We start from the raw sequence: 26,553 nt of genomic DNA, 5'->3' as shown, positions 1-26,553 counted from the left end.
GCGCCGGCAGGCCGGGAATCGCCTGCGGGAGAATTCCGGCCCTTCCTATGCTGGCTTGATGGGAAAACGCAGGGTAAACGTGCTTCCTTGACCCACCACGCTGGCGACGCTTGCGCTCCCGCCGTGCAGCTCGACGATCGAACGCACCACGGCGAGGCCGAGGCCAGTGCTGTCGGCGGAACTGCGGGCAGCATCGGCTCGATAGAACCGGTCGAACACGAAGGGCAGGTGTTCGGCTGGAATCCCGACTCCATCGTCGCTCACCGCAATCACTATCGTATCGCGTTCGCGCGCGGCGGACAGTCTTACGGTTCCGCCGTGCGGCGTATAGCGCAAGGCGTTGGCCAATAGATTCGACAAGGCGCGGCGCAGCAGCATAGGATCGGCCACAAGCTCTCCATCGCCGCTTGCTGTGACGTCGATGCTCTGTTCTTCGGCAGCGATCTCGTAGAAGTCCACCAGCCTGCGAAATTCATCGGCAAGCGCAACCCGTTCCAGCTGCAGATGCTGGCCGGCGTTGTCGGCACGCGCCAGGAACAGCATGCTCGATACCATGCGCGAGAGCCGCTGGCCTTCCTCGACCACGATTTCGAGGGTGTTCTGGTATTCCACCGGATCGCGGGCACGTGCCAGCGTGACGCTGGCAGCCGCAACGAGGTTGTTGATCGGGGATCGGAATTCGTGCGCCAGGTCGGAGGAAAAGCGGGTGAGCTGATCGAACGATGCTTCAAGGCGCGCCAGCATGTCGTCGAACGTACTGGCCAGCACGCGCAAGTCGGAGGGCCAGGCTTCACTGGAGAAGCGTGCATGCAGTTTCTCTGCATTGATACGACCGATTTCCCTGCTGATGGCGCGAACGGGCGCCAGGCCGCGCCTTGCCAGGACCCAGCCGGCACCGGCGGACAGCACAATGGCCAGAGCGATCACGCCGGAGAGCCTGGCGCGATAGGCCTTCAGCACATGCTGGTCTTCCGATACATCGAGTATTCCGCGCATTACCGTGCCGGACGGACCGAGGGCAGGGCCGCGCAACTCCAGGGCTTCCGGACCGGGGGTATCGACCGCGACGGTGAGCAGGACGAAATAGCGGACGGGCGCGCGCGCGCGGTCGGCCCAGCGTACAAACCCGGGTTCGCCGCCGGCATGCGCGAGAGCGGCGCGGAATCTCCCCATATTCGGGGAAGCGGCGAGCACCTGTCCGTCAGGCGCCACGAGCTGCCATCCGAACTTCTGGTAGTCCTCCTGATATTCGCCCCACTCGTGCTGCCATTGGCTCGGCTTTTGTTTGCGCGCAAGGTGCTCCAGCACGTCGCGCTGGATCTGCAGATTGTCGCGCAATGTATTTTCCTCCTTGTCGTGCAACTGTTTCACGAGTTCGGCGTACATCATGATGGAGACTCCGAGCACAGTGACGGCGACCGCCAGGCCGAAGAACAGGCTCATGCGCGCCGTGAGCGACCAGCGGCGGGCGTCCAACAAGTCAATCGCGGACTTCGAGTACATAGCCGACGCCACGCACGGTGTGCAGAAGCTTGATCGGATAAGGGTCGTCCATCTTGGTGCGAAGGCGCCGGATCGCCACTTCGACGACATTGGTATCGGATTCGAAGTTCATTTCCCAGACCTGATCGGCGATGACGGCGCGGGACTGCACTTCGCCGCTGTGCCGGAGCAGCAGCGACAACAAGGCGAACTCCTTCGGTGTCAGTTCGAGCCGGTCGGTGCCGCGCGTGGCACGATGCTTGACGAGGTCGATCCTGAGATCATGCAGCTCGAGCACGGTCGGCTCGTTCGCTGGCGAAGGACGTCCGCTGCGACGCAGGATGACGCGCACTCTTGCCAGCAGCTCGCTGAAGGCGAACGGCTTGACCATGTAGTCTTCGGCTCCCAGTTCGAGGCCGCGCACGCGGTCGTCAATGGCGTCGCGTGCGGTGACGAACAACACCGGTGTCTGGCGCTGCGCGCGCCGCATCGTTTCCAGGATGGTCCACCCATCGAGGCCCGGCAGCATCACGTCCAGGATGGCCAAGTCGTATTGCACGGTCAGCAAAAGGTGAAGGCCATCGGGTCCGTTGTGGGCAACGTCGACCATCATCCCTTCTTCTTTCAGGCCTTTGGCCAGGTAGGCTGCGGCGGTAGGCTGGTCTTCCACCAGCAAGATCTTTGTCACGGTAGCAATCTCTTTGATTCCTTCGATAGGCCAGGCGTCGGCTCGTTACCTGGTCGCCCGCTCGGTGCTCGGCAGGCGTCATGATAGTGCACAGCATCGGCATCGCGCGCAACTCGAAGCGCTCAGGTTGGCGACAAACCCCCATTGTGCCGACATGCGGATAACGAATAGTGAACATCGCTATTACATTTTTGTAAGGAAGAGGTTGCGGGGACATGCCTTCGCTATCCTATGGCATCGACCTCCACCGAAAGACGATTGATGCTTCGCACCCTGATCGACTGGATACTGCACATCGATGCGCATCTCGCTGCGCTCGCATCGAGTCATGCGGTCCTCGTCTATGTCGTGCTGTTCGCAGTGATCTTCATCGAGACCGGCGTCGTCGTTTTGCCCTTCCTTCCGGGCGATTCCCTCCTGTTCGTGGCTGGGACGATGGCAGCGCAAGGTATATTCAGCTTTCCGGTGCTGGTGCCGCTGTTGATGCTGGCGGCGATCCTGGGCGACAGCATCAATTTTGCGATCGGCAGCCATGTGCGCAACGGCATGGCGGACGAACACGGGATCCGCTTCGTCAAGCCGGAATACCTGAAGCGCACGCACGACTTCTTCGACCGGCACGGCCGCAAGACCATCGTGCTGGCCCGTTTCGTTCCCGTGGTGCGTACCTTCGCGCCTTTCGTGGCCGCGCTCGGCGACATGCCGTACGGCGTGTTCCTCGCCTATAACGTCATCGGTGGCGTGGTCTGGGTTGGCGCCCTGATCGGCGCCGGTGCAGTCTTCGGGAATCTCCCATGGGTTGCCGAGCACCTGACGCTCGTGATCCTCGGGATCGTCGCGGTTTCGCTGTTACCGGGCGTGGTCGGCTGGATGACAGGAAAGCGACAGGAGAGCAACCGCACGAGCGGCTGACATCCCCACTTTTGCCGAGTATTTCTACTTCAAGGAGAATCGATATGTTCCGGACCAAAACCCTCGTAGTGGTTGCCGCCTTCGCCTCTACCGCCGGCACGCTTGCCTTCGCAGCCCAGAAGAAAGAGAACGATGCCCTTGGTGTGATGAACGCCAAGGTAAGCCTGGTCGAAGCCGTCAGCTTGGCCCAGCAGCATGCGAACGGCCGTGCTGCACGCGCCGAATACGAACACAGCAAGCGGGGCTGGCTGTATGACGTCGAGGTCGTCAGCGGACACAAGGTGTTCGACGTACGCATCGACGCAGTCAATGGTGCAGTAATCTCTTCCGTCGAAGACAAGTTGGACGGAAATGACGAGAACGACAAGGAAGACTGATAGTGCCGGCAGATCTCTATAGACGAGGCCTCAATATGGAAACATCGAAAGGACACGCTTTCGCCAAGGTTCCCGAGGTCACGCTGGGCTTCTGGATCATCAAGATTGCTGCGACGACGCTGGGGGAGACTGGCGGCGATGCTGTGTCGATGTCCATGAACCTGGGCTACCTGGTCGGCACGGCCATCTTTGCGGTGGTATTTCTGGTGGCAGTGACCGCGCAGATCAGGGCAAGGATGTTCCATCCCTTGCTTTATTGGGCCACCATCATCGCCACGACGACGGTAGGTACCACCCTGGCGGATTTCGCCGATCGGTCGCTGGGGATCGGGTACGCCGGCGGTTCCGCATTGCTGCTGGCTTTGCTGCTCGGTTCGCTTTTCGCATGGCATCGCAGCCTCGGCTCGGTATCGGTCAGCACGGTAAGCTCACCCAGGGCGGAGGCCTTTTACTGGGTCACCATCATGCTTTCCCAAACCTTGGGCACCGCGCTGGGCGACTGGACCGCAGATAGCGCCGGCCTGGGCTACACGGGTGCAGCCGCCGTGTTCGGCGGCTTTCTGTTGCTGATCTTGGCCGCATACCGGTGGACCAGGGTTTCGCGGACCCTGCTGTTCTGGGCGGCGTTCATCTTGACCCGGCCCTTGGGCGCGGTGGTCGGCGACTTTCTGGACAAACCCGTCAGCGCCGGCGGATTGGCATTGAGCCGTTATTCGGCGACGGCCGCCCTGTTTGCGTTCATCCTCGCCTGCATCCTACTCTTCAGGCAACGGCCCGCGCGAAGCGGTCACTGAGCCACCTTACAAAATTGTAATGCCCACGGAAGCTTTTTGTCATGCGGCGCCGATCATAATAACAGTGATAACAATTGCCTTTCGCCACCAGTTCGCCTAGTTCCCGGAAACGATCCATGATCGGCGCGTACCCTACCAAGTGCGCGTCGGATGGCTGCGCCTGGTGCCACCGACAGCGCCCTGCGGCCGGCCAGAATTGATGGAAATGAGAAAAACGCTTTTATCGAACTTGTTCCCCAAAGGTTCGAATGGCCGCGAAATCGGGGCAGGGTGGTTCATCTTACTTTTTTCCCTGTTTAACACGGCCGTTTTTCAATGGCCCCTCTATGTCCTCGCCATGTCGACACGCACGTCGCAGGACTGGAGCACGGTACTGGCCATCGGTACGCTGTTCGTGTTCCAGCTGACCATATCGACGATCGTTCTCGGCATGTTCGCGCTGGTATCGATCAGGCTTCTCAAGACGGTTTGTGCGCTGTTCACCGTCGGCAACGCGATCGCGCTTTATTTCATCGTTCAGTACAACGTCGTGATCGACGCGACGATGGTCGGCAACATCGTCAACACGAACGCCAAGGAAGCGTCGGAACTGGCGCATCCCAAGCTTCTGCTGTATGTCGTTCTGCTCGGTCTTGTGCCAGCCGTACTCATCCTGCGGCAACGCGTGGCTCCCTCATCCCGTGTACGGCGTGGTGCGGTGCTCGTGGTCTCGTTGATGCTGGGTTCCAGTTGGCTGTACGCGAACGCGCAGAGCTGGCTATGGATCGACAAGAACGCGAAGGCATTTGGCGGGTTGATACTTCCCTGGTCCTACGTGGTCAACACGGTGCGGTATTACAAATCGGAGGCTGAGCGCCACCGCGTTGCCGAGCCCTTGCCGCCGATTACCGGCAACAGGCCCGGAGGCATGGTGTTCGTTCTCGTGATCGGCGAAGCGGCACGAGCCCAGGATTTTTCCCTGTACGGCTATGGCCGCGACACCAATCGCCGATTGAAGCAGGACAGCGTGACCGCGTATCCCGGCGCCCACTCGTGCGCAACCTACACGACGGCTTCGCTGCGGTGCATGCTCTCGCACAAAGGCGGGAATGGACTATCGGGAAATGACGAACCCTTGCCGACCTACCTCTACCGCCACGGCATCGAAGTAGTCTGGCGTACCAATAACTTCGGCGAGCCGCCGCTGAAGGTAAGCCGCTACGACACGGCCGACGAGATCCGGAAATCGTGCAGGCAGGATTGCGCAAACCTCGATTACGACGAGGTCCTCCTGCATGGGCTGGACAGGATCCTCCGCAATGGGAAGCCGGAGACGAAGACCCTCATCGTCCTCCATCAGGGGGGAAGCCACGGCCCCCAGTATGCGAAGAAATACCCGCCCGGCTTCGAACGCTTCAAGCCGACCTGCCAGAGTGTCGAATTGCAAAAATGCAGTTCCAGTGAGCTCGTGAACGCGTATGACAACACGATCGTGTACACCGACGACGTCCTGCATCGCGTCATCGAGCTGCTGAAGTCCGTGAAGGACAGACCAAGCGCGATGCTCTACATGTCCGATCACGGCGAGTCGCTGGGTGAAGGTGGCCTGTACCTCCATGGCCTGCCGATGGCCCTGGCTCCGGAAGTCCAGTTCTCCGTGCCCTTGCTAGTATGGACCTCGGACGAATTCGCGCGGCGTGGCGGACGCGCCAAGAACCCGTCCAGCCTCCGCCGCCGGCCGTCCCATGACCTCATCTTCCACAGCGTGATGGGCGCGATGGGCTTGCGTAGCGCTATTTATGCCCCGGACGAAGACCTGTTCCAATTTACCCCCTCCACGCCGGCGCCGAGCTTGCGCTGAAATGACCATGACCAACCGCTCAATATTCCGCACTGCATATGCCGAGGTCCGGCGTCCGGTCGCCCTGATCGTCTTTCTTGTGATCGGCATCGTTCTGAGTGCAGCGTATCCCAGCAAACTGGCGAGCTATCCGGTCTTGCCCGCCGGCGCCGAGGTTCCGATCGAGGTCACGCTGACCGAGAACTATGTGCGCTTCGTACCGACGGCCGTCCAGGTCGCGTTGCCCGTCGTGCTCGGCGATAAAGTCGGACTCGTGCAACTGTTTTATGTGGCAGTCTCGACAACGATCGTGACCCATGGGCTGAAGCATTTTCTGGACGATCGCTGGGTTATGGACACCAGGCTCGGCCAGCGGCCAAACGGCGGCTCGATCAACATGCCCTCGGGCCATTCATCGATGGTCTCATGTGCGGTGTACTTCGTCGGCAGGCGCTACAGTATCTGGCTTGGGCTTCTGCTATCGATAATCGCGGCGTTGACGATGTATGCGCGGGTCATGCTGAACGCCCACACGGTTTCCGCTGTCATCGCTGGCGCCCTGGTTGGGTGTTTGACCACGGCCTGCTTCACTGCGCGCCGATAGATTTCTGATAGGTTTCTTACCGTTGTTGCTCATCGGTACGCCGAACATCAATGTGCATGGTGTCAGGATCGGTGTCCGTCTCGACTGGCGCACCTCGGAATTTCGACGAGGTAAATCCAGCCACGCCTGAGGCCAGTGAGGCAAGCCTCGCCTCTTTGTGTGGCTGCTGACCTTGCATCCCGCGGCCAGCGGCCGGGTGTATGCGGCCTATGGCGGCGTCCACGTCGCCACGGCCCTGGTCTGGTTGCGGGTGGTCGATGGCGTCAAGCTGTCGACCCTGGACTGGATCGGTGCGGCGATCGCGTTGTCCGGCATGGCGATCATTGTCTCCGGTTGGTCCAGGGGTTGATGCCGGCTTATCGCATGGTCGGATTCACGCTGCGTTGACGGGCCGGTAATGTACTTCGATCGTTGCGTGCACGATTTCTTCGTGGATCCCTAGTTGCTCACGGACCCTGGCTGGTGTCAGGGACGGGTCATTCGTCACCAGGCTCAGGGCGCAGGAATAAAACTGCTTGCCGACGCGCCACACGTGCAGGTCGACCAGCCTGGCGTAGCCGGCAGTCGACGCGCTCGCCACGACTTCGCGGATTTCCTCGACGACTGGCGCATCCATTTCGCGGTCGAGCAAGACTGTTCCGGTCTGGACGATGAGGTTCTTCGCCCAGACTGCTACGAGCACCGCGCCGACAATACCCATCACCGGATCGAGCCAGGACCAGCCGAACGCCCAGCCACCAGCCAGCGCGCCGATCGCCAGCACCGATGTCGCCGCGTCTGCAATGACGTGGATATAGGCCGACTTCAGGTTCAGGTCGTGATGACCGTGACCATGGTCGTGATCATGTCCGTGGTCATGCCCATGGTGATCATGCCCGTGACCGTGACCGTGATCGTGGTGCGCATGGCCAAGGATCATCGCACAGACGACGTTCACAACCAGGCCGATCACGGCGATGACGATCGCGTCCCGATAATGGATCGGTTCGGGCGCGAAGATGCGCTCGATCGAGCTGAATGCCATCAGCGCTGCGATCCCGAGCAGGAAAACGGCGCTCGTATAGCCTGCGAGGATTTCGATCTTCCAGGTGCCGAAGGCAAAGCGTGGATCCTTCGCATATTTGCGCGCGGCGGAGTAGGCGAATGCGCTCAGGCCGATCGCCAGTGCGTGCGAGCTCATGTGCCAGCCGTCCGCCAGCAGGGCCATCGAGTTGAACCACCAGCCGGCGGCGATCTCGACCACCATCATGGCCGCTGTGATCCACATGACCAGGCGCGTGCCGCGTTCGGCCGCGTTGCTGCCCTGGTCGAAGATGTGGTCGTGTGTCAGGCCGTCGCTATTAGGCTGATGTGTCAGGTCTTGCATGGGTTTTCCTCCGCCGGCCGCGCTATCGGCCAGCCAGTTTTTTCTCGCGCCGCGCGCGTTCGTTGATAATCTGGTGCCTGCGGTGATCGGTCATCTTCTTCCACTCGCGCGCCTCGGCGAGCGTGCGCAGGCATCCGTTGCACAAGCCCGTCCTGCCGTCGAACTCGCAGAGTTCGATGCAGGGTGATTTAACGGCCATGGCCGCTTACTTCAAATATGCTCGAATCACTTCGAGCAGTTCGTCTGTGCCTTCGGCACGCGCGGCTTCGGTCAGCTCGCCTGCGGCGACATGTTCCCGGACGTGGTCCTCGATCACCTCGGCCATCAAGCCATTCATGGCGCCCCGGCTGGCCGCCAACAAATGCAGCACTTCGGAGCAGCCGGCTTCGGCCTCCAAGGCGCGTTCGATCGCCTCGACCTGGCCGCGAATCCGGCGGACACGGGCTAGCAATTTTGCCTTCTCTCGAGTGGTATGCGACAACTTATGACCTCATAATATAGGGTACGGGGGTATAATATCAGATGCGGCACGCTGCTGCTTTGACCGATACCCCTCAGTATGCCAAGGGCGGAGGCGGGACGACCGGCTGCGTAGCGTGCTGTGATCTGTCCGGTTGAAGTGTTTTTTTGCCATGAATATACTAATGTGCTGCCTTGTCGCGTCAGCGTACGTCCTCCCTCATCCATGAAGAAAGCCCTCGTCATCGTCATGCTCGTGCTGCTTCCATTGCAGGCCTTTGCTGCAATGGAGCGTGGTCTTGCGCACTTGCTGGGCGGGGGATATGGCGCGACGGTGTTCGCCAAGCACCTGGTCGAACACGAGGAGTACATCGCCCATCACCATGATGCGCATGGCACGCCCCATGACGATGGCTCGCCGAAGTCGCTGCAGCACCTGGCCGACTTCGAGCACCAAAGTGCGTCACCCATGCTGCTGCCAATGGAAGTGCAGCTGGCCCAGGTGACGATCGCGCGCATCGCACCGGACACCCGATGCGCATCTTATTCGGATCACATCCCGCTTCTTCCGCTGCGCCCGCCACGCCACGCCGCCTGAATCGCGGGACGGCTCATCATTCGAGAAATGCCGTCCGGCGCAATTCCACATCTGCTTATCTTTCAGGGGTAGTTATGCAAATAGTCTTGAGACGGCCGGGCGCGCTCGTCCGTCGAACACATGGGTATTTAGCGTGGCCAATGCCGTTGCGCGCATTGGCAATTGTTGCTGCGCTGGGCGCAGCCTGCGCCCCGGCGCATGCCGAAGATGCGCCGGCATTCGATGCCTTGCTGCGGCAGGCGCAGGCCAACGCGCCGCGATTGCTGGAAAGCGCGGCCAATGTACGTGCCGCCAGTGCCCAGGCCAGGCAGGCGCATGCCTGGTTGAACCCGACGCTCAATGTCACGGCCGAGGACATCGGCGCACCGAGCAACGACGGCCGGAACCAGCGCCAGGATACGTATTCCTTGACACAAGTGTTTGAAATCGGCGCCAAGCGCTCGGCACGGATCGCGGCCGAAGAGCGCGGCGCGGCTGCCGTCGGCGCACGCGAACGCGTCGCGCGGCTTGCCTACGCCGGCGAACTGGCCGTGGCCTACGCGACGACCGAGGCGATGCAGCTGCGCAGGGAGGTCGCCGAGGCCGAACTGCAGCGCGCGAGGGATGACCTGCGTGCGGCACAGGCGCTCGTCACGGCCGGCCGCGAGGCGCAGTTGCGGCTGGCCCTGGCCCAGGCCAACACCTCGGCTGCCGAGGCTTCGCTTGAAGCCGCCGCGGCAGCCGCGACGGACGCGCTGGAACGATTGTCGGTCCTGGCGGGCGTCGCCGAACCCTACACCCGCATCAGCCAGCCCTTCCTGAACAAGGCCGCACTGATCCAGCCGGATGCGCAATGGCAGGCCGCCGATGCACCGTTGCTTGCCAGCGCTAGCGCGGACCTGGAGGCGGCCAGCGCCCAGGTTCGCGCCGAACAGAACAGGTGGTTGCCGGACATTGGCGTGACGGTCGGCATGCGCAAATATGCCTGGTCGAGCGACAAATCCGCGACCGTCGGCGTTTCCGCATCGATCCCCTTGTTCGACCGTAACAAGCATGGCGCCGACGCAGCCCGCGAGCGCGCTGCCGGCGCAGCGCAGCGCGTGCAGGCAGCCCGCCTGGAGACGGCTGCCACGCACCGCTCGGCGCTGGCCCAGGTCGCGGCGGCACGCAGGCAGCTGCAAGCAGCGGAACAAGGCGAAACGGCCGCGGCCGAAGCCTACCGCCTGGCGCGCATCGGCTACGAGGCCGGCAAGACCTCGCTGCTCGAGCTCCTCGCCGTTCGCCGCGCCGCGAACGATGCCCGGCTGCAGACGATTGACGCGCAGCTTGCCCGCGTGCGGGCCCTGGCAACCCTGTCGATGGCCGAAGGCCGCAACCTATTTGGAGTATCCCCATGATGGAACAAAAATCACGACCTGCGAACTGGTCTCAGGTCATCGTACTGGTGGCGGTCGCCGCGGCCCTCGGCTTTGGCGCGGCAACCTGGCTGACGGGCAGGAACCGGCCCGCAGCCGCCGTCGCGGCTGCACCGGCAAAGACGGACGCCAAGGCTGACGCGGACATCGTCGTACCGATTCCGGCAGAGTATCTGGCAGCAGCAAAGATTTCCGTGGAGCCCGTTGCGACCGGCAGCGTCACGGCCGAGCTCCTGGCGCCGGGCGCGGTGACCGCGCAACCGAACAGTGAAGCCGTCGTCGTGGCGCGTGCGGCCGGCAATGTCACGCGCATCAGGCGTCAGCTCGGCGACAAGGTCCGGGCCGGCGAAACGCTGGCCGAAGTCGAGAGCCAGGACGCGGCCGCGATGGCGGCCGAGCGTAAAGCAACAGCGGCCAAGCTGGATCTGGCACGCAAGGAATACCAGCGTGAATCGAGCCTGTTCGGGCAGGGCGTCACGCCGCGTCAGGAACTGGAGACAGCGCAGGCGCAGCTGGCCGTTGCGCAAGCGGATGCGCAGCGCGCGGCATCGGTCGCGCGGGCCGCACGCGTGAGCGGCGACGGCAGGTCGATCGCCGTGGTGAGCCCGATCTCCGGCACGCTGACTGCGCAATCGACGACGCTCGGCGGTTTCGTCCAGCCGCAGACGGAACTCTTCCGCGTTGCCGGCGACGGCCAGGTCCAGGTCGAGGCATCGGTCGGCGCCGCGGATATTGGCCGCGTTGCTGCGGGCGACAAGGCAACCATCGTTACCGCCGGCGGCAGGCCGATCGAGGCGAGCGTGCGCGCCGTGACGCCGACCGTCAGCGGCAACGCACGCAGCGCGACCGTCGTCGTGGTGCCTGCCGTCCGACCATCCGGGCTGGTGGTCGGCGAAGGCGTCCAGGTGCGGCTGCACATGAAGGATGGCGCCGCAGGCCTGGTCGTGCCGGAAGACGCGGTGCAGAACATCGGCGGCCGCGACGTGCTGTTCGTGCGCACCAGGGAAGGCTTCCGCGCCCAGCCGGTACGCGTTGGCATGCGTAGCGGCGGCACGGCGCAGATCGTCTCTGGGGTCGAGGCCGGGACCCCGGTCGCGACGCAGAATGCCTTCCTGATCAAGGCCGATATGATCAAAAGTGCAGAGGCGGAATGATGATCGACAGCATATTGACCGGCTCGGTCCGCTCGCGCTGGCTGATCCTGTTCCTCACCTTGGTGATTGGCGCGATCGGCGCCTGGCAGCTGAACCTGTTGCCAATCGACGTGACACCCGACATCACCAACAAGCAGGTGCAGATCAACACGGTGGTGCCGACCTTGACGCCCGTTGAAATCGAAAAACGGGTAACCTTCCCGATCGAAACGGCCCTGGCGGGCCTGAATGGCGTCGAGAGCGTGCGCTCGTTCTCGCGCAACGGCTTTTCGCAGGTGACTGCGGTCTTCGAGGAAAGCGCAGACCTGTATTTCATGCGCCAGCAGGTCGCTGAACGGCTGGCGCGCGCGCGGCCGGACCTGCCGGAAGGGGCGGAACCCCAGATGGGGCCGGTCTCGACCGGACTTGGCGAGGTGTTCCATTACAGCGTCGAATACACCCATCCGGAGGGCAAGGGCGCACCCCGCCAGGATGGCAAACCCGGCTGGCAGGCCGACGGCAGCTTCCTGACCCAGGAAGGCGAACGCTTGAGCGACGCGGTGGCGCGGCTGGCCTACCTGCGCACCGTACAGGACTGGATCATTCGCCCCCAGCTACGCACGACGCCAGGGCTGGCCGACGTCGACTCGCTCGGCGGCTACGTCAAGCAGTACGTGGTCGAGCCGGATTCCGCCAAACTGGCGGCTTTCGGCGTCGCCTATGCCGACCTGGCGCGTACGCTGGAAGAGGCGAATGTCTCGGTCGGCGCCAACTATATTCGCCGTTCGGGCGAATCCTACCTGGTGCGCGCCGATGGCCGCATGCACACGCTCGACGACATCACGCGCGCCGTGGTGGCAACCCGCAACGGTGTGCCGGTCACGATTGGGCAGGTGGCCAGGGTCGGCATCGGCGGCGAGTTGCGCACCGGTGCGGCCAGCCGCGACGGCGTCGAGACTGTAGTCGGCAGCGCCCTCATGCTCGTGGGGGCCAACAGCCGCACTGTCGCGCATGCGGTTGGCCTCAAGCTGGAAGAAATCGGCAAGACCTTGCCGGCCGGGATCAGCATCGTTCCGACCCTGGACCGCTCGCAACTGGTAGTGGCCACGATCAAGACCGTCGGGAAGAACCTGGCCGAAGGTGCGCTGCTCGTCAGCGTGATCCTGTTCGCACTGCTCGGCAACTGGCGCGCCGCCATGATTGCCGTCCTCGTCATTCCGCTGTCACTCCTGCTGAGCGCGATCGGCATGAACGCGTTCGGCATTTCCGGCAACCTGATGAGTCTCGGCGCGCTCGACTTCGGCCTGATCATCGACGGCGCCGTCATCATCGTCGAGAACACGCTGCGCAGGCTGGCCGAGCGCCAGCACCGCGAAGGGCGCGCGCTGCACTTGCGGGAGCGGCTGGACGAGGTAGTGGCGTCGTCGCGGGAAATGCTGCGCCCGACGGTCTACGGCCAGCTCGTGATCTTCCTGGTGTTCCTGCCGTGCCTGACATTCCAGGGCGTGGAGGGCAAGATGTTCTCGCCGATGGTCATCACCCTGATGCTTGCCCTGGCCTCGGCCTTCGTGCTCTCGCTGACCTTCGTGCCGGCGCTGATCGCGGTGTTGATGCGCAAGCCGGTGGCGGAAAAGGAAGTTCGTGTGATCGCCGCCACCAAGCAGCGCTACGCGCCGTGGCTGCGCCTGGCGGTGGCGCGTCCGCTTCCGTTTATCGGCGCCGGCGCTGCCGTTCTGGTACTGGCGGGCGTGGTGTTCAGCTTCGTCGGGCGGGAATTCATGCCGACCCTGGACGAGCAGAACCTGAACCTGTCGTCGGTGCGCATCCCGTCGACCTCGATCGACCAATCGGTCGCGCTCGACCTGCCGCTGGAGCGGGCGGTGCTGACGCTGCCGGAGGTGAAGACCGTGTATTCGAAGGCCGGCACGGCCAGCCTTGCCGCCGACCCGATGCCGCCGAACGCATCGGACAACTACATCATCCTGAAGCCGAAGAGCGAATGGCCGGCCGGCGTCGCCACCAAGGAACAGGTGATCGAAAGGATCCGCGCCAAGACGGCCAGCCTGGTCGGCAACAACTACGACGTGACGCAGCCGATCGAAATGCGTTTCAACGAGTTGATCGGCGGTGTGCGCAGCGATGTGGCCGTGAAGATCTACGGCGACGACCTGGACCAACTGGCTGCCAGCGCGAAACAAGTCGCGGCGGTGCTGCGCAAGATCCCGGGCGCGGCTGACGTGCGGGTGGCGCAGACCGAAGGCTTCCCGACCTTCGACATCGCCTTCGATCGCGCCGCCATCGCGCGCTATGGACTCACGATCAAGGAAGTCGCGGACACGGTGTCGACCGCGCTGGCAGGGCGCGCCGCCGGCCAGATCTTTGAAGGCGATCGCCGCTTCGATGTCGTGGTGCGCCTGCCGGGCGCGATCCGCAACAACCTCGACGAGCTCGGCGCGTTGCCGGTCATGCTGCCCGCCGTGGACGGCCAGCCGCGCGCCTCGGTACCGCTGCGTCAGCTGGTGCAGTTCCGGTTCACGCAAGGTCTCAATGAAGTCAGCCGCGACAACGGCAAGCGGCGCATCTACGTCGAGGCCAATGTGTCTGGCCGCGACCTGGGGAGTTACGTGAAAGATGCGCAGGCGCAGCTGGCCCGTGACGTGAAACTGGCTCCGGGATCGTGGATCGCGTGGGGCGGGCAGTTCCAGAACCTGGAAGCGGCGACGAAGCGCCTGGCGATCATCGTGCCGGCATGTTTCGTGCTGATCACCGCCGTACTGTACCTGGCGATCGGCAATGCAATGCTGACCGCCACGGTACTGACTGCGGTGCCGCTGGCCCTGGCAGGGGGCGTGTTCGCGCTTGCGCTGCGCGGAATTCCGTTCTCGATTTCCGCATCGGTCGGCTTCATTGCGGTATCGGGCGTCGCGGTGCTCAATGGCCTGGTGCTGATCTCGGCGATCAACAAGCGCCTGTCGGAGGGCCTGGACGCGGCGACGGCGGTGGTGGAAGGGGCGATGGAGCGTGTGCGTCCGGTGCTGATGACGGCACTGGTTGCATCGCTCGGCTTCGTACCGATGGCAATCGCGACCGGGACCGGCGCCGAGGTGCAGAAGCCTCTGGCAACGGTCGTCATCGGTGGACTGATCACTTCGACCGTGCTCACGCTGTTCGTGCTGCCGGCGATTACCGGGATGGTATTGCGTCGACGTGCGGCGCAGCCACGATCCGTCGTGTCGGTCGACAGCTGATGTAGCCAGGATCGGGGAGGCCGGGTTTCGTCGGCCTCTCCGGCCTCAGCCGCGTGCGATGATCAGCAAGCCAAGGGCAATGCAGCTTCCCCCGATCAGTTTGGGCAACGTGATTGCTTCCTGCAAAATGAGCCAGGCAAGGAAGAGGGAAACGATCACGCTCCCTTTATCGACCAAAGCGACCGTTGAGACATCCCCGAGCTTGATCGCTTTGTAGTAGAACACCCAGGACGCGGCCGTCGTGACGCCCGACAGGCCGAGCCACAGGAAGTTCCTCCACGAGAGCGCTTCAAGCTGCGATGTCGGCACGACGACCGCAGCGAACAGCAGGACAAACACAAATACGAAGCAGGTGCGAATGGCCAAACCCAAATCGCCCGAGATGCCCGTAAGCCCCAACTTTGCGATGACGGAGGTGAATCCCGCAAAGCCCATCGACACAAATGCATAAACGATCCAACGGTCCATGTGGCATTCCTCCTTAATTCGACAGGCTGAGATCGGGCGCCTGGTTGCGCTGCCGTTCATCGTTTGCCGACAGCTCGCCGAGCTTGATTCCTTCCGGCACGGCGCGGTGCTTGGATTGGCCGATACGCTGCGAGCGGTAAATGCCAGTGTGACCCGAGAACAGGTAGCTGACCACGCAGGCGAGCATTGCGTAGATGCCGACTTCAGCACCGAACAATTCGATCGCCATCAGCGTGGAAGCGATGGGGGCATTGGCGGCGCCGGCGAACACGGCGACAAAGCCCAGGCCGGCTAGCAGGGGAAAGGGCAGATGCAGTATCGGCGCGAGAGCGTTCCCCAAGGTGGCCCCGATGTAGAACAGCGGCGTCACTTCGCCACCCTTGAAACCGGAGCCCAGCGACACGACCGTAAAAGCGAACTTTGCAGCGAAGTCGTAAGGCGCCACGGGTTGGCGAAAAGCATCAACGATGGTCGGAATGCCGAGGCCGATATAGCGATCGGCCGTGAACAGCCAAACTGCCGCTGCAACGACGGCGCCGCCGACCAGGGGGCGCAACGGTGCATAAGCGATCAAGCGCTTCAAGCGGGCGGCCAGCGCGTGGGTGAAGCCCGCAAACAGGCGACCCACCAGGCCGAAGGCGGCGCCGGCGACGGCCACGCCCGCAAGGCCACAGGCCGAGACTGCCGGGATGGCAGGGATCGCGTAGTGTACATGCTGTACGCCCCACAGCAAGCCCACCTGATCCGCGACGATGGCAGCCAGCATGCAGGGCAGGAGCGCATCGTAGCGCATGCGTCCGATGGCCAACACCTCCAGGCCGAACACCGCGCCGGCGAGAGGCGTGCCAAACACGGACGAAAAGCCGGCACTGATGCCCGCCATCAAGATGATGCGCCGGTCGGCAGCTGGCAACTTAAGCAAGTGCGTGAGCTGGTCGGCCAGCGCCCCTCCCATCTGGACGGCCGTTCCCTCGCGCCCGACGGAGGCGCCGAAGAGGTGCGACACCACGGTGCCGCCGAGTACCAGTGGCGCCATCCTCAACGGCACGATTTTTTGGGGATCATGGATCTCATCGATCAGGAGATTATTCCCTGCCTCGACTTTCTGACCGAAGTGCAGATACAACCAGCCAACCGCGAGGCCCGCCAGCGGCAAAAGCCCTATCAGCCAGCGATGACTGGAACGAACATCGGTTGCCCACTGTAGGGCGAAGAGGAAAAACGCGGATGCGGTGCCTGCCAGAAGCGCTACGGCCACGGCAATCGCCAGCCACTTGGCCGCATGGCCGAGTGCGTCGACGAGTTCGGAACGGTTTGCGGAATTCATGCGTGTCCAGTTAGTTGATTACAGCAACCTGGACAGCGGAGAGTGCGGGCGAACGCCTACATTCTCCTGTCTGGCCAGGAACGAATGCAGGCATCATCAGCCCCGAGGGCGGTTAAAGGAGGAATGCCATCTCCAATCCTGAAGTGTAACACGACGGATGTATCTGGACCGGCGCTGAACACCATGCCAAGCGCGGCTTATGGCATCCCTGTTTTTCCGACTCTGACGCGCCCCTTCATGCCTCTACATGAGCATGATGCCGAAACGCTTGACGACCAAGGCAAACAACGCGAAACAGGCAATGGTGAGAACGACGCAAAGGCCAAGCGCGGACCAGAAACCCACCCGGGCCAGCAGCGAGGGGAACACGAGGAACATGGGCAGCGTCGGCACGACGTACCAGAAGGTGTACCAGGCATGGTTCGCCACCTTGGACTCCGGTTGCTTCTCCATATGCAGCCAGATGAGTGTCAGCACGGTCACCATTGGCAAGGCGGCAATCAGCGCGCCCAGCTTGTCGCTACGCTTTGCGAATTCCGATACGGCGACGACCATGGCGGCCGTGATCAGGTACTTCGTTATTATCCAAGTCATATTCGTCCTTACACGCTCACTCAACGATTAGGAGCCTCGATGTGTGAGCAAGCTCGCTCGTGCGCTGTAGTCATCGATTCCTCGACCGGCCGCATCGTAACACAGGGCGATTTTCGGTCTCGGTTTGACTACTCGCACTTTGACACTCAAGAGGTACTCAGCTTGTTCAGGCGCAGCAGGCCGGTCACGCTGACCCACAGATTCTGCTTGATCACGCGGCGGGTGCTGCGCAACAGGCTCACCGCGAACGAAAGCCGGCTAAGGTCGCCGCTCATCAGCGCGACATATGTAGCCTGGGTATCCGAATGCTGATGAATCCCCAGAATCATTGAAAGCCCGTACAGACATACAGCGATCCGAAGGGCAGGCCCCTTCAATGATGCGGGATTGTCAACGCCGTGCGAAGATGGATCTTTTCACGTTTGCACCATTTCGGTCTCATACAACTCATGCCTTCCGCTTTTTCCGTCCTCCGCATTCGGTCTCTTCTAGAACCGCACGTCATGCTTTTCTGGGCCGCTCTGGTAGGGGTGCTAGGAGCACTTGCGACGATCGCGTTTCGTGAAGGCCTGGCCGGCACACAGCATCTGCTGGGTGGACACAGTGGCTCCTTCGTCGAAATGGCAGCCGGGCTGTCATGGCCCGTTCGCTTGGTCCTACCATGTGCGGGCGGCGTCCTGGCCGGCTTTTTCCTGTCGCTCGCGAAACGCCGGGCGGACAGCGCGCCGAACGATTACATGGAAGCGATTGTGGTCGGTGACGGCCGGATTCCGGTTGGGCAGACCTTGTTGCGAGGCGCTTCTTCGCTATGTACGATCAGCTCGGGTGGCTCGATCGGACGAGAGGGGCCGATGGTGCAGCTCGCAGCGATGTGCGCCTCCGTCGTCGGTTCGCTGGCACGCTTCGATCCGCGGCGGCTGCGCCTCCTGGTCGCGTGCGGGGCCGCTGCCGGCATCGCTTCGGCCTACAACGCGCCCATCGCCAGCGCCTTTTTCGTCACCGAGATCGTGCTCGGCAATATCGCCATCGACAGCCTGGGACCGATGATGATCGCCGCGGTCGCAGCGAACATCACCATGCGCCGCTTGCCGGGCTACCATCCAACCTACTTGATGCCGGCCTTTCCGTTCGTGCCGGGCATCGAGGTCGCGCTGTTCATCGTACTGGGGGGCCTCGCCGGATTGGCGGCGCCACAGTTCCTCCGCCTGCTGGACTTGATGCGGCGGGGCTTCCAGCGCAGCGGCTTGCCCTTGCCAATGCGTCTCGGTGCGGGCGGCCTGGGCGTCGGGTTGCTGTCGATCTGGGTGCCACAGGTCTGGGGCAATGGGTACAGCGTCGTCAATTCGCTGCTGCACTCGCCCTGGGCCTGGTCTGCCGTGCTGGCTATCCTCGTCTTCAAGGTGGCAGCAACGCTATGTACTGCCGGCTCAGGTGCAGTCGGCGGGATTTTTACACCCACCCTGTTCGTCGGCGCAGCGCTTGGCCAGCTGTTCGGGCAAATCGTGCATGGCCTGTTTCCCGGCCTTGCCGCCGCGCCGGCCGCTTATGCCATCGTTGGCATGGGCGCCTTCCTTGCTGCCTCGACGGGAGCCCCCCTAATGGCGATACTCATGATCTTCGAAATGACGCTCAGCTACCAGATCATGCTGCCGCTGATGCTGGCCTGCGTGATCGCGTACTTCCTTGCGCGAGGTGTCGGCGGGCCATCGATGTACGAGGTCACCGCGCGCCACCGTCACGCGGCGCTGATGCGCCAATCCCTGCGCGCGACCCAGATGCAGGCGCTCGTCGAGCCCGCGCAAACCGTGCTGACCCTGGACGCATCGGTGTCCGATATGCTGGCGATGTTCGGTAGCCATGCGGTGAAGTACATCTATATCGTCGACGCGGCGAATCGCTATCGAGGTGTCGTCGCCTTGCGTGATCTTGCGACCGCCGCCATGGATGGCGCCGGAAAATCGGCCCGCGACTTTCTCCACCCCGACCTGCTGCCCTTGATAACACCCGACATGACGCTCGCCGACGCTTACCGCCAGTTCCTCTTGCATCATGGCGAACGGTTGCCAGTGGTCCAGAGCAAGGAGGAGCCCCTCCTGCTCGGCGCGATCCGGAAAACCGAGATACTCAGTGCTTTTGCAGAGCTTCAGCAAAAGGATCCGTTCTAACGCACCTGACAACCGCTTTTCGTGTATGGCTGCGTCATAAAAATGTCATGTTGCAGGAATAAACTGCGCACATCATTTTTGTCACTTACCACCAAGGACTTGATATGCGCATGAAGCAACTGCTGGCCACCGTCATCATCGGCACCACCGCCGCGTTCGCGAGTACCGCGACCCTGGCCGCGGACATCACCGGGGCGGGTTCCACCTTCGCCTACCCGATCTACGCGAAGTGGGCGGAGATGTACAAGAAGACCAGCGGCAGTGGCCTGAACTACCAGTCGATCGGGTCGGGCGCCGGCATCAAGCAGATCAAGGCCAGAACCGTCGAATTCGGTGCGTCCGACATGCCGCTGTCAGTCGAAGAGCTGAACGAGTCGGGTCTCATGCAGTTCCCGACCATCATGGGCGGGGTGGTGACCGTCATCAACCTCGACGGTGTCGCGCCGGGTCAACTGAAGCTGACCGGACCGGTCGTTGCCGACATCTACCTGGGCAAGATCACCAAGTGGAACGATCAGGCGATTGCCGCCCTGAACCCGGGCGTCAAGCTGCCGGCCGAAGACATCACCGTCGTGCACCGCGCTGATGGCTCGGGAACCTCCTTCCTGTTCACGAATTACCTGTCGCAGACCAACGCCGACTTCAAGACCAGGATCGGTGCCGGCACCGCCGTGAAGTGGGCTGTCGGTGTGGGCGGCAAGGGCAATGATGGCGTTGCCGCCAACGTCCAGCGCATCAAGGGCGCGATCGGCTACGTCGAGTGGGCCTATGCAAAGAAGAACAAGATGACCCACACGCAGCTGAAGAACCATGATGGCAACTTCCTGCAGCCGGACGACGACGCGTTCAAGGCCGCCGCTGCCAACGCGGATTGGGCCAAGGCGCCGGGTTTCGGCGTCGTGCTGACCGACCAGCCGGGCAAGTCTGCCTGGCCAATCACCGGCGCGACCTATGCCCTGGTTCACAAGCAGCAGGCCGACATTGCCAAAGGCAAGGAAGTCCTTAAGTTTTTCGACTTCGCCTTCAAGAATGGCGCCAACGCGGCGGCCGAACTGGACTACGTGCCGATGCCGGAGTCCGTCGCCAAGCTGGTGGAGGCGGCCTGGAAGAACAACCTGAAGGATGGCTCCGGCAAGGCCGTCTGGTAAAAGCATCTTCTACGTTTTCCAGCACCCGCGGTTCGAAATGGACCGCGGGTGTTTTTGCATGGACGAGCGATAATCCGCTCTGCACCCAGTTTCGAGCGGCATCTTGCGCGCCCGAATCGTGCTATTGCGCCAATGTAGGGGCGAATAGGGAAAACGGAAAAAATCGGGCGCTAAGGCGATTTGGCCGAGCATATCGCCCGCAAACCATTCCGCGCAGTCGACTTGCAAACGCCCTGACCCTATACTGTATAGTCGACATTTATGACCGGGGGCGGTCTTTGCTTGGAAAAATAAAAGATGTCGAACGCGCAGCTGATGGCAGTAGTCGAGGTAGACAAAGGAGATCGGATAATTTGTCAGCGCGACGGCTGTCGCCACAGCGTGTACAAACGCATCCACATCGTGCGGGAGAATGGGCGGTTCACCGTCCTCGGCTCCGAGTGCTTCAAGCTCCTATACGGCTCCTATGACACCGGGGCGGTGCCCGTTTATGGATCAAGCGCTGGCCAGCTTCTTACCGACGCCGAGCGTCAGCTACTAGCCGAAAACACTGAACGCTTCATTGCCATGCTGGAGGTACAGCGGCTTCAACTGGAGCATGCCCGAGCACTGGATTTACGCGCTAGACAAGAAGAACAGCGAGAGCGCGAGGAAGCTGCACGAATTATCAGAGGCGCCTCGGATGCGCTGCGTGACGAAGAACGCAATGCTCAGTCGCCTGCCCTGGAAAACTGCCGCCGGCAATACCCAGGGCTCAATCTGGCCACACCAGGCTGGCAGGGCTTGGTTTATTTAGAGAAGCTAAGAATCTTGCGTGAGGGGCGGGGGAATCGATTCACGCAGCCGCGAACTGAATCTTCCCTTTTCTAGAATATTTCCTACTCTTGGGGCTTGCGCAGCTCCCTGAACCCGCCTTCGGCTATACGCTGCTGGCGCCACACATAGTCCCCGGTCAGGTTGATGTGCTCCCAGCCCAGCGGTGACAAAAATTGCAGCATACCGTCGTCTGGCAACTTGCCTTTCTCACGTAAGGCCTGCGTCGCCCGCTCCAGGTAGACCGTGTTCCACAGTACGATTGCGGCCGTCACCAAATTCAGGCCGCTGGCGCGGTACCGCTGCTGCTCAAACGACCTGTCGCGGATCTCGCCCAGCCGGTGGATGAATACCGCCCTGGCCAGCGCATTGCGCGCTTCGCCTTTGTTCAAACCGGCGTGTACGCGTCGGCGCAGCTCGACGTTCTGGAGCCAGTCCAGGATAAACAGCGTGCGCTCGATCCGCCCCAGCTCGCGCAGCGCGATCGCCAGGCCGTTCTGGCGCGGGTAGCTGCCTAACTTGCGCAGCATGAGCGACGCTGTGACGGTGCCGTGCTTGATCGAGGCGGCCAAGCGCAGCACGTCGTCCCAGTGTGCGCGCAGGTGCTTGACGTTCAGGCTGCCGCCGATCATCGAGCGCAAGGCGGGGTGATCGCCCACTTTGGCCGGCACGTACAGCTTGGTGTCTCCCAGATCGCGGATGCGCGGCGCGAAGCGGAAACCCAGCAGGTGCATTAGCGCGAACACGTGGTCGGTGAAGCCGGCGGTGTCGGTATAGTGCTCCTCAATGCGAAGGTCCGATTCGTGGTACAGCAGGCCGTCGAGCACATAGGTCGAGTCGCGCACGCCGACGTTGACCACTCTGGTGCTGAACGGCGCGTACTGATCGGAAATATGGGTGTAGAACAGCTTGCCGGGCTCGGCGCCGTACTTGGGGTTGATGTGGCCCGTGCTCTCGGCCCGGCCGCCCGCGCGGAAGCGCTGGCCGTCCGACGACGACGTTGTGCCGTCGCCCCAGTGCGCAGCGAAGGCGTGCTTGAACTGGGCGTTGACCAGTTCAGCCAGGCCGGCCGAATAGGTTTCGTCCCGGATGTGCCAGGCCTGCAACCAGGACAGTTTCGCGTAAGTGGCGCCGGGACTCGATTCCGCCATCTTGGTCAGGCCGAGGTTGATGGCGTCGGCCAGGATCGCGGACATGAGGAACGTCCGGTCCTTGGCCTGCTCCCCGCTCTTAAGATGGACAAAGTGGCGCGTGAAACCGGTCCAGTCGTCCACGTCCATCAGCAGTTCGGTGATCTTGATCCGGGGAAGCATGCCGCTGGCGAAGTCAATCAGCGCCTGGGCCTCGTCCGGCACCACGGCGTCCTGTGGGATGATCCTCAGTCCTGTCTCAGTAATGATCGCATTGGGCAGTTCGTTCGTCAGCGCGAGCCGGTTGGCGGTGGCCAGTTGCTGTTCGAGCAAGAGCAAGCGGTCGTGCAGGTACTGGTCGCAGTCCTGGTTGACCGCGATCGGCAGCTCGCGCGCTGATTTCATCGCCCCGAACTTTTCCGTGGGTAGCAGGTATTCCTCGAAGTCCCGGAACTGGCGCGAACCCTGCACCCAGATGTCGCCCGACCGCAACGAATTCTTCAGCTCCGACAAGACGCAAATCTCGTAGAAGCGGCGGTCAAGACCGTCGTCGGTGATGACCAGGGGCTTCCACCGCGCCTTCACGAACGCGATCGGCGCATCGTCCGGCACCTTGCGCGCCCCGGTCATGTTCATCTCGCGCAGGACGTCGATCGCGTCCAGCACCGCTTGCGCCGCCGGCGCAGCTTTAAGCCGAAGCACATCGAGGAACTCAGGCGTATAGCGCCGCAGGGTGCTGTACTGCTCTCCCACCAGGTGCAGGTGGTCGAACGTCTCGGGCTGGGCCAGTTCTGCCGCCTCGGTCACGCTTTGCGTGAAGTCTGTCCACGGCAGCACGGCCTCGATCGCGGCATACGGGTCCATGCCGGATTCCTTGGCCTCGACCAGCGCGCGCCCGATTCGGCTGTACAGGCGCACCTTGTCGTTGATGGCCTTGCCCTGCTTCTGGAAGTCCTGCTGATGCTTGTTCTTGGCCGCGCTGAACAGCTTGATCATGATGCGGTCGTGCAGGTCGACCAGTTCGTCCGTCACGGGGTCGTCTCAGAAAACGGAGAATAAAGCACGTTAAGCCGATTGCAGAGGTCGCAACGGCCTGAACTTGCCCGCGCCGATCTTGGCGCTGCTGCGCCAGAGGTAATCGCCGGTCAGATTGATGTGTTCCCAGCCCAACGGCGACAGGTACTGCAATAGCGTTTCATCGACGGCATGGCCGTTGCTACGCAACGCATGCGCTGCGCGCTCCAGGTAGACCGTGTTCCACAGCACGACAGCCGCCGTCACCAGATTGAGGCCGCTGGCCCGGTAGCGCTGCTGCTCAAAGCTGCTGTCGCGGATTTCGCCCAGCCGGTTGAAGAACACGGCGCGGGCCAGTGCATTGCGTGCTTCGCCTTTATTCAGCCCGGCATGGACGCGGCGGCGCAGCTCAACGCTTTGCAACCAGCCCAGGATGAACAACGTCCGCTCGATGCGCCCCAGCTCACGCAGGGCGACAGCCAGGCCGTTTTGGCGCGGATAGCTGCCGAGTTTCCTAAGCATCAGCGAGGCCGTCACCGTGCCTTGCTTGATCGAGGTGGCCAGGCGCAGAATTTCGTCCCAATGGGCGCGGACGTGCTTGATGTTGAGAGTGCCGCCGATCATCGGTTTCAGCGCGTCATAGGCGGCTTCGCCTTTCGGGGTGTAGAGCTTGGTGTCGCCCAGGTCTCGGATGCGCGGTGCGAAGCGGAAGCCCAGCAGGTGCATCAAGGCAAAGACGTGATCGGTGAAGCCCGCCGTGTCCGTGTAATGTTCCTCGATGCGCAGGTCGGACTCGTGGTACAGCAGGCCGTCAAGCACGTAGGTGGAATCGCGCACGCCGACATTGACCACCTTGTTGTGGAACGGCGCGTACTGGTCAGAGATGTGGGTGTAGAACGTCCTGCCTGGGCTGCTGCCATATTTCGGATTGATGTGCCCGGTGCTTTCTGCCTTGCTGCTGGTTCGGAAATTCTGTCCGTCCGACGATGATGTGGTGCCATCGCCCCAGTGCCCGGCAAAGGGATGCCGAAACTGGGCGTTGACCAGTTCGGCCAGCGCCATCGAATAGGTTTCATCGCGGGTATGCCAGGCTTGCAGCCAGGCGAGCTTGGCGTAAGTCGTACCGGGGCAAGATTCGGCCATTTTGGTCAGGCCCAGGTTGATCGCGTCGGCCAGGATCGTAGTCAGCAGCAGATTTTTGTCTTTGGCGAGGTCGCCGGATTTCAGGTGCGTGAAGTGGCGGGTGAAGCCCGTCCACTCATCGACCTCCATCAGCAGCTCGGTAATCTTGACGTGCGGCAGAATCATGGCCGTCTGGTCGATCAATGCCTGCGCGGTGTCGGGCACCGCAGCATCCAGCGGCGTGATCTTCAAGCCCGATTCGGTGATGATGGCGTCCGGTAGGTCGTTGGCCGCCGCCATGCGATTGACCGTGGCAAGTTGCGCTTCCAGCAACTCCAAGCGCTCGCTCAGGTACTGGTCGCAATCGGTGGCCACGGCCAGCGGCAATTCGCTGGACTGCTTGAGGCTGGCGAACTTCTCGGGTGGCACCAGGTAGTCCTCGAAGTCCTTGAACTGACGTGAACCCTGTACCCAGATGTCGCCCGAGCGCAACGCGTTCTTAAGTTCCGACAGTGCGCACAACTCGTAATAGCGTCGGTCGATGCCGGCGTCGGTCATCACCAGCTTCTGCCAGCGCGGCTTGATGAAGTTGGTCGGTGCATCAGCGGGCACCTTGCGGGTGTTGTCGATGTTCATGCCGCGCAGCACCTCGATGGCGTCGAGCACGTCCTTGGCGGCGGGCGCTGCTCGCAGCTTGAGCACGTCGAGGAATTCCGGCGCGTAGCGGCGCAATGTGGCGTAACTCTCGCCGATGCGGTGCAGGAAGTCGAAATCATCGGGCTGGGCGAGCTTCTGCGCCTCGGTGACGCTCTCGGCGAAAGCGTCCCAGGAAATGACGGCCTCGATGGCGGCGAATGGGTCGCGGCCTGACTGCTTGGCGTCGATCAGCGCCTGGCCGATGCGCCCGTACAAACGCACCTTGGCATTGATGGCCTTGCCGGACGCCTGGAACTGCTGCTGATGCTTATTCTTGGCGGCGTTGAACAGCTTGCCCAGGATGCGGTCGTGCAGGTCGATGATTTCGTCGGTAACAGTAGCCATGCCCTCGATGGCCAGCGCCATGAGGGTGGCGTAACGTCGCTGTGGCTCGAACTTGGCCAAGTCGGCGGGCGTCATCTGGCCACCCTCGCGGGCGATCTTGAGCAGCCGGTTTTGATGAACCAGCCGCTCGATGCCGGTAGGCAGGTTGAGCGCCTGCCAGGCTTTGAGACGTTCGATGTGTTCCAGCATGTAGCGGGAATTCGGCTTGGCCGGTGATTGCCGCAGCCATGCCAGCCAGGTGGTCTTGCCGTTGTCGCGGCGCTTCAACAGTTCATCCAGGCGATGCCGGTGCCCGCTCGACAACGGCTCGGACAGGGCTTCGTAGATGCGCCGATTGGCGCGGGTGATGGCCTCGGCACTGGCGCGCTCGATGGCGTTGAGCGCGGGCAGGATGATCGACTGCCGCCGTAGATGCTCAATCAAGGCGTTGGCCAGGACGATGCCCTTGTCGGTTTGCATAGCCAGCTCAGTCAGCGTGTGGACAGCCTGCCGGTAGTGACTCACGGTGAACGGCTGGAAGCCGAACACCGTTTGCAGTTCGACCAGGTGCTCGCGCCGGGTCTGCTCCCGCTGCCCGTAGTCGTCCCAGCTTTCGACCGGCACTTTGAGTTGCGACGCCACGATGCGCAGCAAGGGCGGAAACGGCGGCTCATCAACGCCCAGGATGACGCCGGGGAATCGCAGGTAGCAAAGCTGAATGGCGAAGCCCAGCCGATTCGCAGGCCCGCGCCGCTGACGAATCACCGACAGGTCGGTGTCGCTGAACGTGTAGTATCGGATCAGATCGTCTTTGACATCGGGCAATGCCAGCAGGCTTTGTCGCTCGGTGGCGGACAGAATGGAACGACGCGGCATGC

Annotated in this window: 22 protein-coding genes, 2 pseudogenes and 1 riboswitch; of the genes and pseudogenes, 13 read left to right on the top strand and 11 right to left on the bottom strand. The window is 62.5% G+C overall.

What is annotated here, in order from left to right; translation table 11 throughout:
• Nucleotides 1-45: 45 nt before the first annotated feature.
• Together NX782_RS03520 and NX782_RS03515 are read right to left on the bottom strand one after the other, a co-directional pair.
• Complete coding sequence (locus NX782_RS03520) at nucleotides 46-1,503, bottom strand: heavy metal sensor histidine kinase (protein WP_258844085.1); 1,458 nt, start codon at nucleotides 1,501-1,503, stop codon at nucleotides 46-48.
• A complete protein-coding gene (locus NX782_RS03515; RefSeq protein ID WP_258844084.1) occupies nucleotides 1,481-2,170 on the bottom strand; it encodes a heavy metal response regulator transcription factor in 690 nt (229 codons plus the stop codon). The genes NX782_RS03520 and NX782_RS03515 overlap by 23 nt, the downstream gene beginning before the upstream one ends.
• Nucleotides 2,171-2,431: 261 nt before the next feature.
• Between NX782_RS03515 and NX782_RS03510 the strand changes: the two genes are divergently transcribed.
• From NX782_RS03510 to NX782_RS03485, 6 genes and pseudogenes are all read left to right on the top strand, one after another.
• Nucleotides 2,432-3,082 (top strand): VTT domain-containing protein, encoded by a 651-nt coding sequence (locus NX782_RS03510; protein ID WP_258844083.1) that lies wholly within the window; start codon nucleotides 2,432-2,434, stop codon nucleotides 3,080-3,082.
• A 44-nt stretch (nucleotides 3,083-3,126) separates the two neighbouring features.
• Nucleotides 3,127-3,459: a PepSY domain-containing protein gene (locus NX782_RS03505; RefSeq protein ID WP_258844082.1), complete on the top strand. Its 333-nt coding sequence runs from the start codon at nucleotides 3,127-3,129 to the stop codon at nucleotides 3,457-3,459.
• A 35-nt stretch (nucleotides 3,460-3,494) separates the two neighbouring features.
• Nucleotides 3,495-4,253, top strand: coding sequence for a COG4705 family protein (locus NX782_RS03500; protein ID WP_258844081.1), 759 nt, complete (start codon nucleotides 3,495-3,497; stop codon nucleotides 4,251-4,253).
• A gap of 205 nt (nucleotides 4,254-4,458) precedes the next feature.
• Nucleotides 4,459-6,093: a phosphoethanolamine--lipid A transferase EptA gene (eptA, locus tag NX782_RS03495; RefSeq protein ID WP_258844080.1), complete on the top strand. Its 1,635-nt coding sequence runs from the start codon at nucleotides 4,459-4,461 to the stop codon at nucleotides 6,091-6,093.
• A 7-nt stretch (nucleotides 6,094-6,100) separates the two neighbouring features.
• Entirely contained in the window at nucleotides 6,101-6,676 is a 576-nt protein-coding gene (locus NX782_RS03490) for a phosphatase PAP2 family protein (RefSeq protein ID WP_258844079.1), read from the top strand.
• A 151-nt stretch (nucleotides 6,677-6,827) separates the two neighbouring features.
• Nucleotides 6,828-7,025 (top strand): annotated as a pseudogene (locus tag NX782_RS03485) (YnfA family protein); the annotation flags it as partial.
• A gap of 24 nt (nucleotides 7,026-7,049) precedes the next feature.
• Here the strand turns inward: NX782_RS03485 and dmeF are convergent.
• From dmeF to NX782_RS03470, 3 genes are read right to left on the bottom strand one after another with little or no spacing between them, the layout of a single operon-like run.
• Nucleotides 7,050-8,042 carry a CDF family Co(II)/Ni(II) efflux transporter DmeF gene (dmeF, locus tag NX782_RS03480; RefSeq protein ID WP_258844078.1) on the bottom strand — a complete coding sequence of 331 codons (993 nt, stop codon included), beginning with the start codon at nucleotides 8,040-8,042 and terminating at the stop codon, nucleotides 7,050-7,052.
• A 22-nt stretch (nucleotides 8,043-8,064) separates the two neighbouring features.
• Nucleotides 8,065-8,241, bottom strand: coding sequence for a DUF1289 domain-containing protein (locus tag NX782_RS03475; protein WP_258844077.1), 177 nt, complete (start codon nucleotides 8,239-8,241; stop codon nucleotides 8,065-8,067).
• Between the two features lie 6 nt (nucleotides 8,242-8,247).
• Nucleotides 8,248-8,523, bottom strand: coding sequence for a metal/formaldehyde-sensitive transcriptional repressor (locus tag NX782_RS03470; RefSeq protein ID WP_258844076.1), 276 nt, complete (start codon nucleotides 8,521-8,523; stop codon nucleotides 8,248-8,250).
• Between the two features lie 204 nt (nucleotides 8,524-8,727).
• Here NX782_RS03470 and NX782_RS03465 point away from each other — a divergent pair, with 204 nt between their 5' ends.
• The 4 genes from NX782_RS03465 (at nucleotide 8,728) to NX782_RS03450 (ending at nucleotide 14,874) form a co-directional block, all read left to right on the top strand.
• Nucleotides 8,728-9,099, top strand: coding sequence for a hypothetical protein (locus NX782_RS03465; RefSeq protein WP_258844075.1), 372 nt, complete (start codon nucleotides 8,728-8,730; stop codon nucleotides 9,097-9,099).
• A 155-nt stretch (nucleotides 9,100-9,254) separates the two neighbouring features.
• Nucleotides 9,255-10,475, top strand: a complete 1,221-nt coding sequence (locus NX782_RS03460; RefSeq protein WP_258844074.1) for a TolC family protein — start codon at nucleotides 9,255-9,257, stop codon at nucleotides 10,473-10,475.
• Nucleotides 10,472-11,647 carry an efflux RND transporter periplasmic adaptor subunit gene (locus NX782_RS03455; RefSeq protein ID WP_258844073.1) on the top strand — a complete coding sequence of 392 codons (1,176 nt, stop codon included), beginning with the start codon at nucleotides 10,472-10,474 and terminating at the stop codon, nucleotides 11,645-11,647. Before NX782_RS03460 ends, NX782_RS03455 begins: the two co-directional genes overlap by 4 nt.
• Nucleotides 11,647-14,874, top strand: coding sequence for a CusA/CzcA family heavy metal efflux RND transporter (locus NX782_RS03450; RefSeq protein WP_258844229.1), 3,228 nt, complete (start codon nucleotides 11,647-11,649; stop codon nucleotides 14,872-14,874). The genes NX782_RS03455 and NX782_RS03450 overlap by 1 nt, the downstream gene beginning before the upstream one ends.
• A gap of 45 nt (nucleotides 14,875-14,919) precedes the next feature.
• Here NX782_RS03450 and NX782_RS03445 read toward each other — a convergent pair whose 3' ends face one another.
• The 4 genes from NX782_RS03445 to NX782_RS03430 form a co-directional block, all read right to left on the bottom strand.
• Nucleotides 14,920-15,342, bottom strand: a complete 423-nt coding sequence (locus tag NX782_RS03445; RefSeq protein ID WP_258844072.1) for an EamA family transporter — start codon at nucleotides 15,340-15,342, stop codon at nucleotides 14,920-14,922.
• 13 nt (nucleotides 15,343-15,355) lie between these two features.
• Nucleotides 15,356-16,669, bottom strand: coding sequence for a voltage-gated chloride channel family protein (locus NX782_RS03440; RefSeq protein ID WP_258844071.1), 1,314 nt, complete (start codon nucleotides 16,667-16,669; stop codon nucleotides 15,356-15,358).
• Between the two features lie 80 nt (nucleotides 16,670-16,749).
• Nucleotides 16,750-16,812: riboswitch (Fluoride riboswitch) on the bottom strand.
• A 100-nt stretch (nucleotides 16,813-16,912) separates the two neighbouring features.
• Nucleotides 16,913-17,263, bottom strand: coding sequence for a DUF3147 family protein (locus NX782_RS03435; RefSeq protein ID WP_258844070.1), 351 nt, complete (start codon nucleotides 17,261-17,263; stop codon nucleotides 16,913-16,915).
• Between the two features lie 146 nt (nucleotides 17,264-17,409).
• Nucleotides 17,410-17,538 carry a hypothetical protein gene (locus tag NX782_RS03430; RefSeq protein WP_258844069.1) on the bottom strand — a complete coding sequence of 43 codons (129 nt, stop codon included), beginning with the start codon at nucleotides 17,536-17,538 and terminating at the stop codon, nucleotides 17,410-17,412.
• A 174-nt stretch (nucleotides 17,539-17,712) separates the two neighbouring features.
• Between NX782_RS03430 and NX782_RS03425 the strand changes: the two genes are divergently transcribed.
• The 3 genes from NX782_RS03425 (at nucleotide 17,713) to NX782_RS03415 (ending at nucleotide 21,446) form a co-directional block, all read left to right on the top strand.
• Nucleotides 17,713-19,428, top strand: coding sequence for a ClcB-like voltage-gated chloride channel protein (locus NX782_RS03425; RefSeq protein ID WP_258844068.1), 1,716 nt, complete (start codon nucleotides 17,713-17,715; stop codon nucleotides 19,426-19,428).
• Nucleotides 19,429-19,532: 104 nt separating this feature from the next.
• Nucleotides 19,533-20,576 carry a phosphate ABC transporter substrate-binding protein PstS gene (gene pstS / locus NX782_RS03420; RefSeq protein ID WP_258844067.1) on the top strand — a complete coding sequence of 348 codons (1,044 nt, stop codon included), beginning with the start codon at nucleotides 19,533-19,535 and terminating at the stop codon, nucleotides 20,574-20,576.
• A gap of 297 nt (nucleotides 20,577-20,873) precedes the next feature.
• Complete coding sequence (locus tag NX782_RS03415; RefSeq protein WP_051516974.1) at nucleotides 20,874-21,446, top strand: hypothetical protein; 573 nt, start codon at nucleotides 20,874-20,876, stop codon at nucleotides 21,444-21,446.
• Nucleotides 21,447-21,454: 8 nt separating this feature from the next.
• On the opposite strand, the pseudogene NX782_RS03410 reads toward NX782_RS03415, so the two are convergent.
• Both NX782_RS03410 and NX782_RS03405 read right to left on the bottom strand, forming a co-directional pair.
• A pseudogene (locus tag NX782_RS03410) lies at nucleotides 21,455-23,551 on the bottom strand (Tn3 family transposase); the annotation flags it as partial.
• 33 nt (nucleotides 23,552-23,584) lie between these two features.
• A complete protein-coding gene (locus NX782_RS03405; protein WP_012478188.1) occupies nucleotides 23,585-26,551 on the bottom strand; it encodes a Tn3 family transposase in 2,967 nt (988 codons plus the stop codon).
• Nucleotides 26,552-26,553 lie beyond the last annotated feature (2 nt).

Source organism: Massilia norwichensis, assembly GCF_024753245.1.
Classification (GTDB): Bacteria; Pseudomonadota; Gammaproteobacteria; order Burkholderiales; family Burkholderiaceae_D; genus Telluria; species Telluria norwichensis.
The sequence above is the reverse complement of the archived record's forward strand: the minus strand, read 5'-3'. Positions and strand labels throughout refer to the sequence as shown.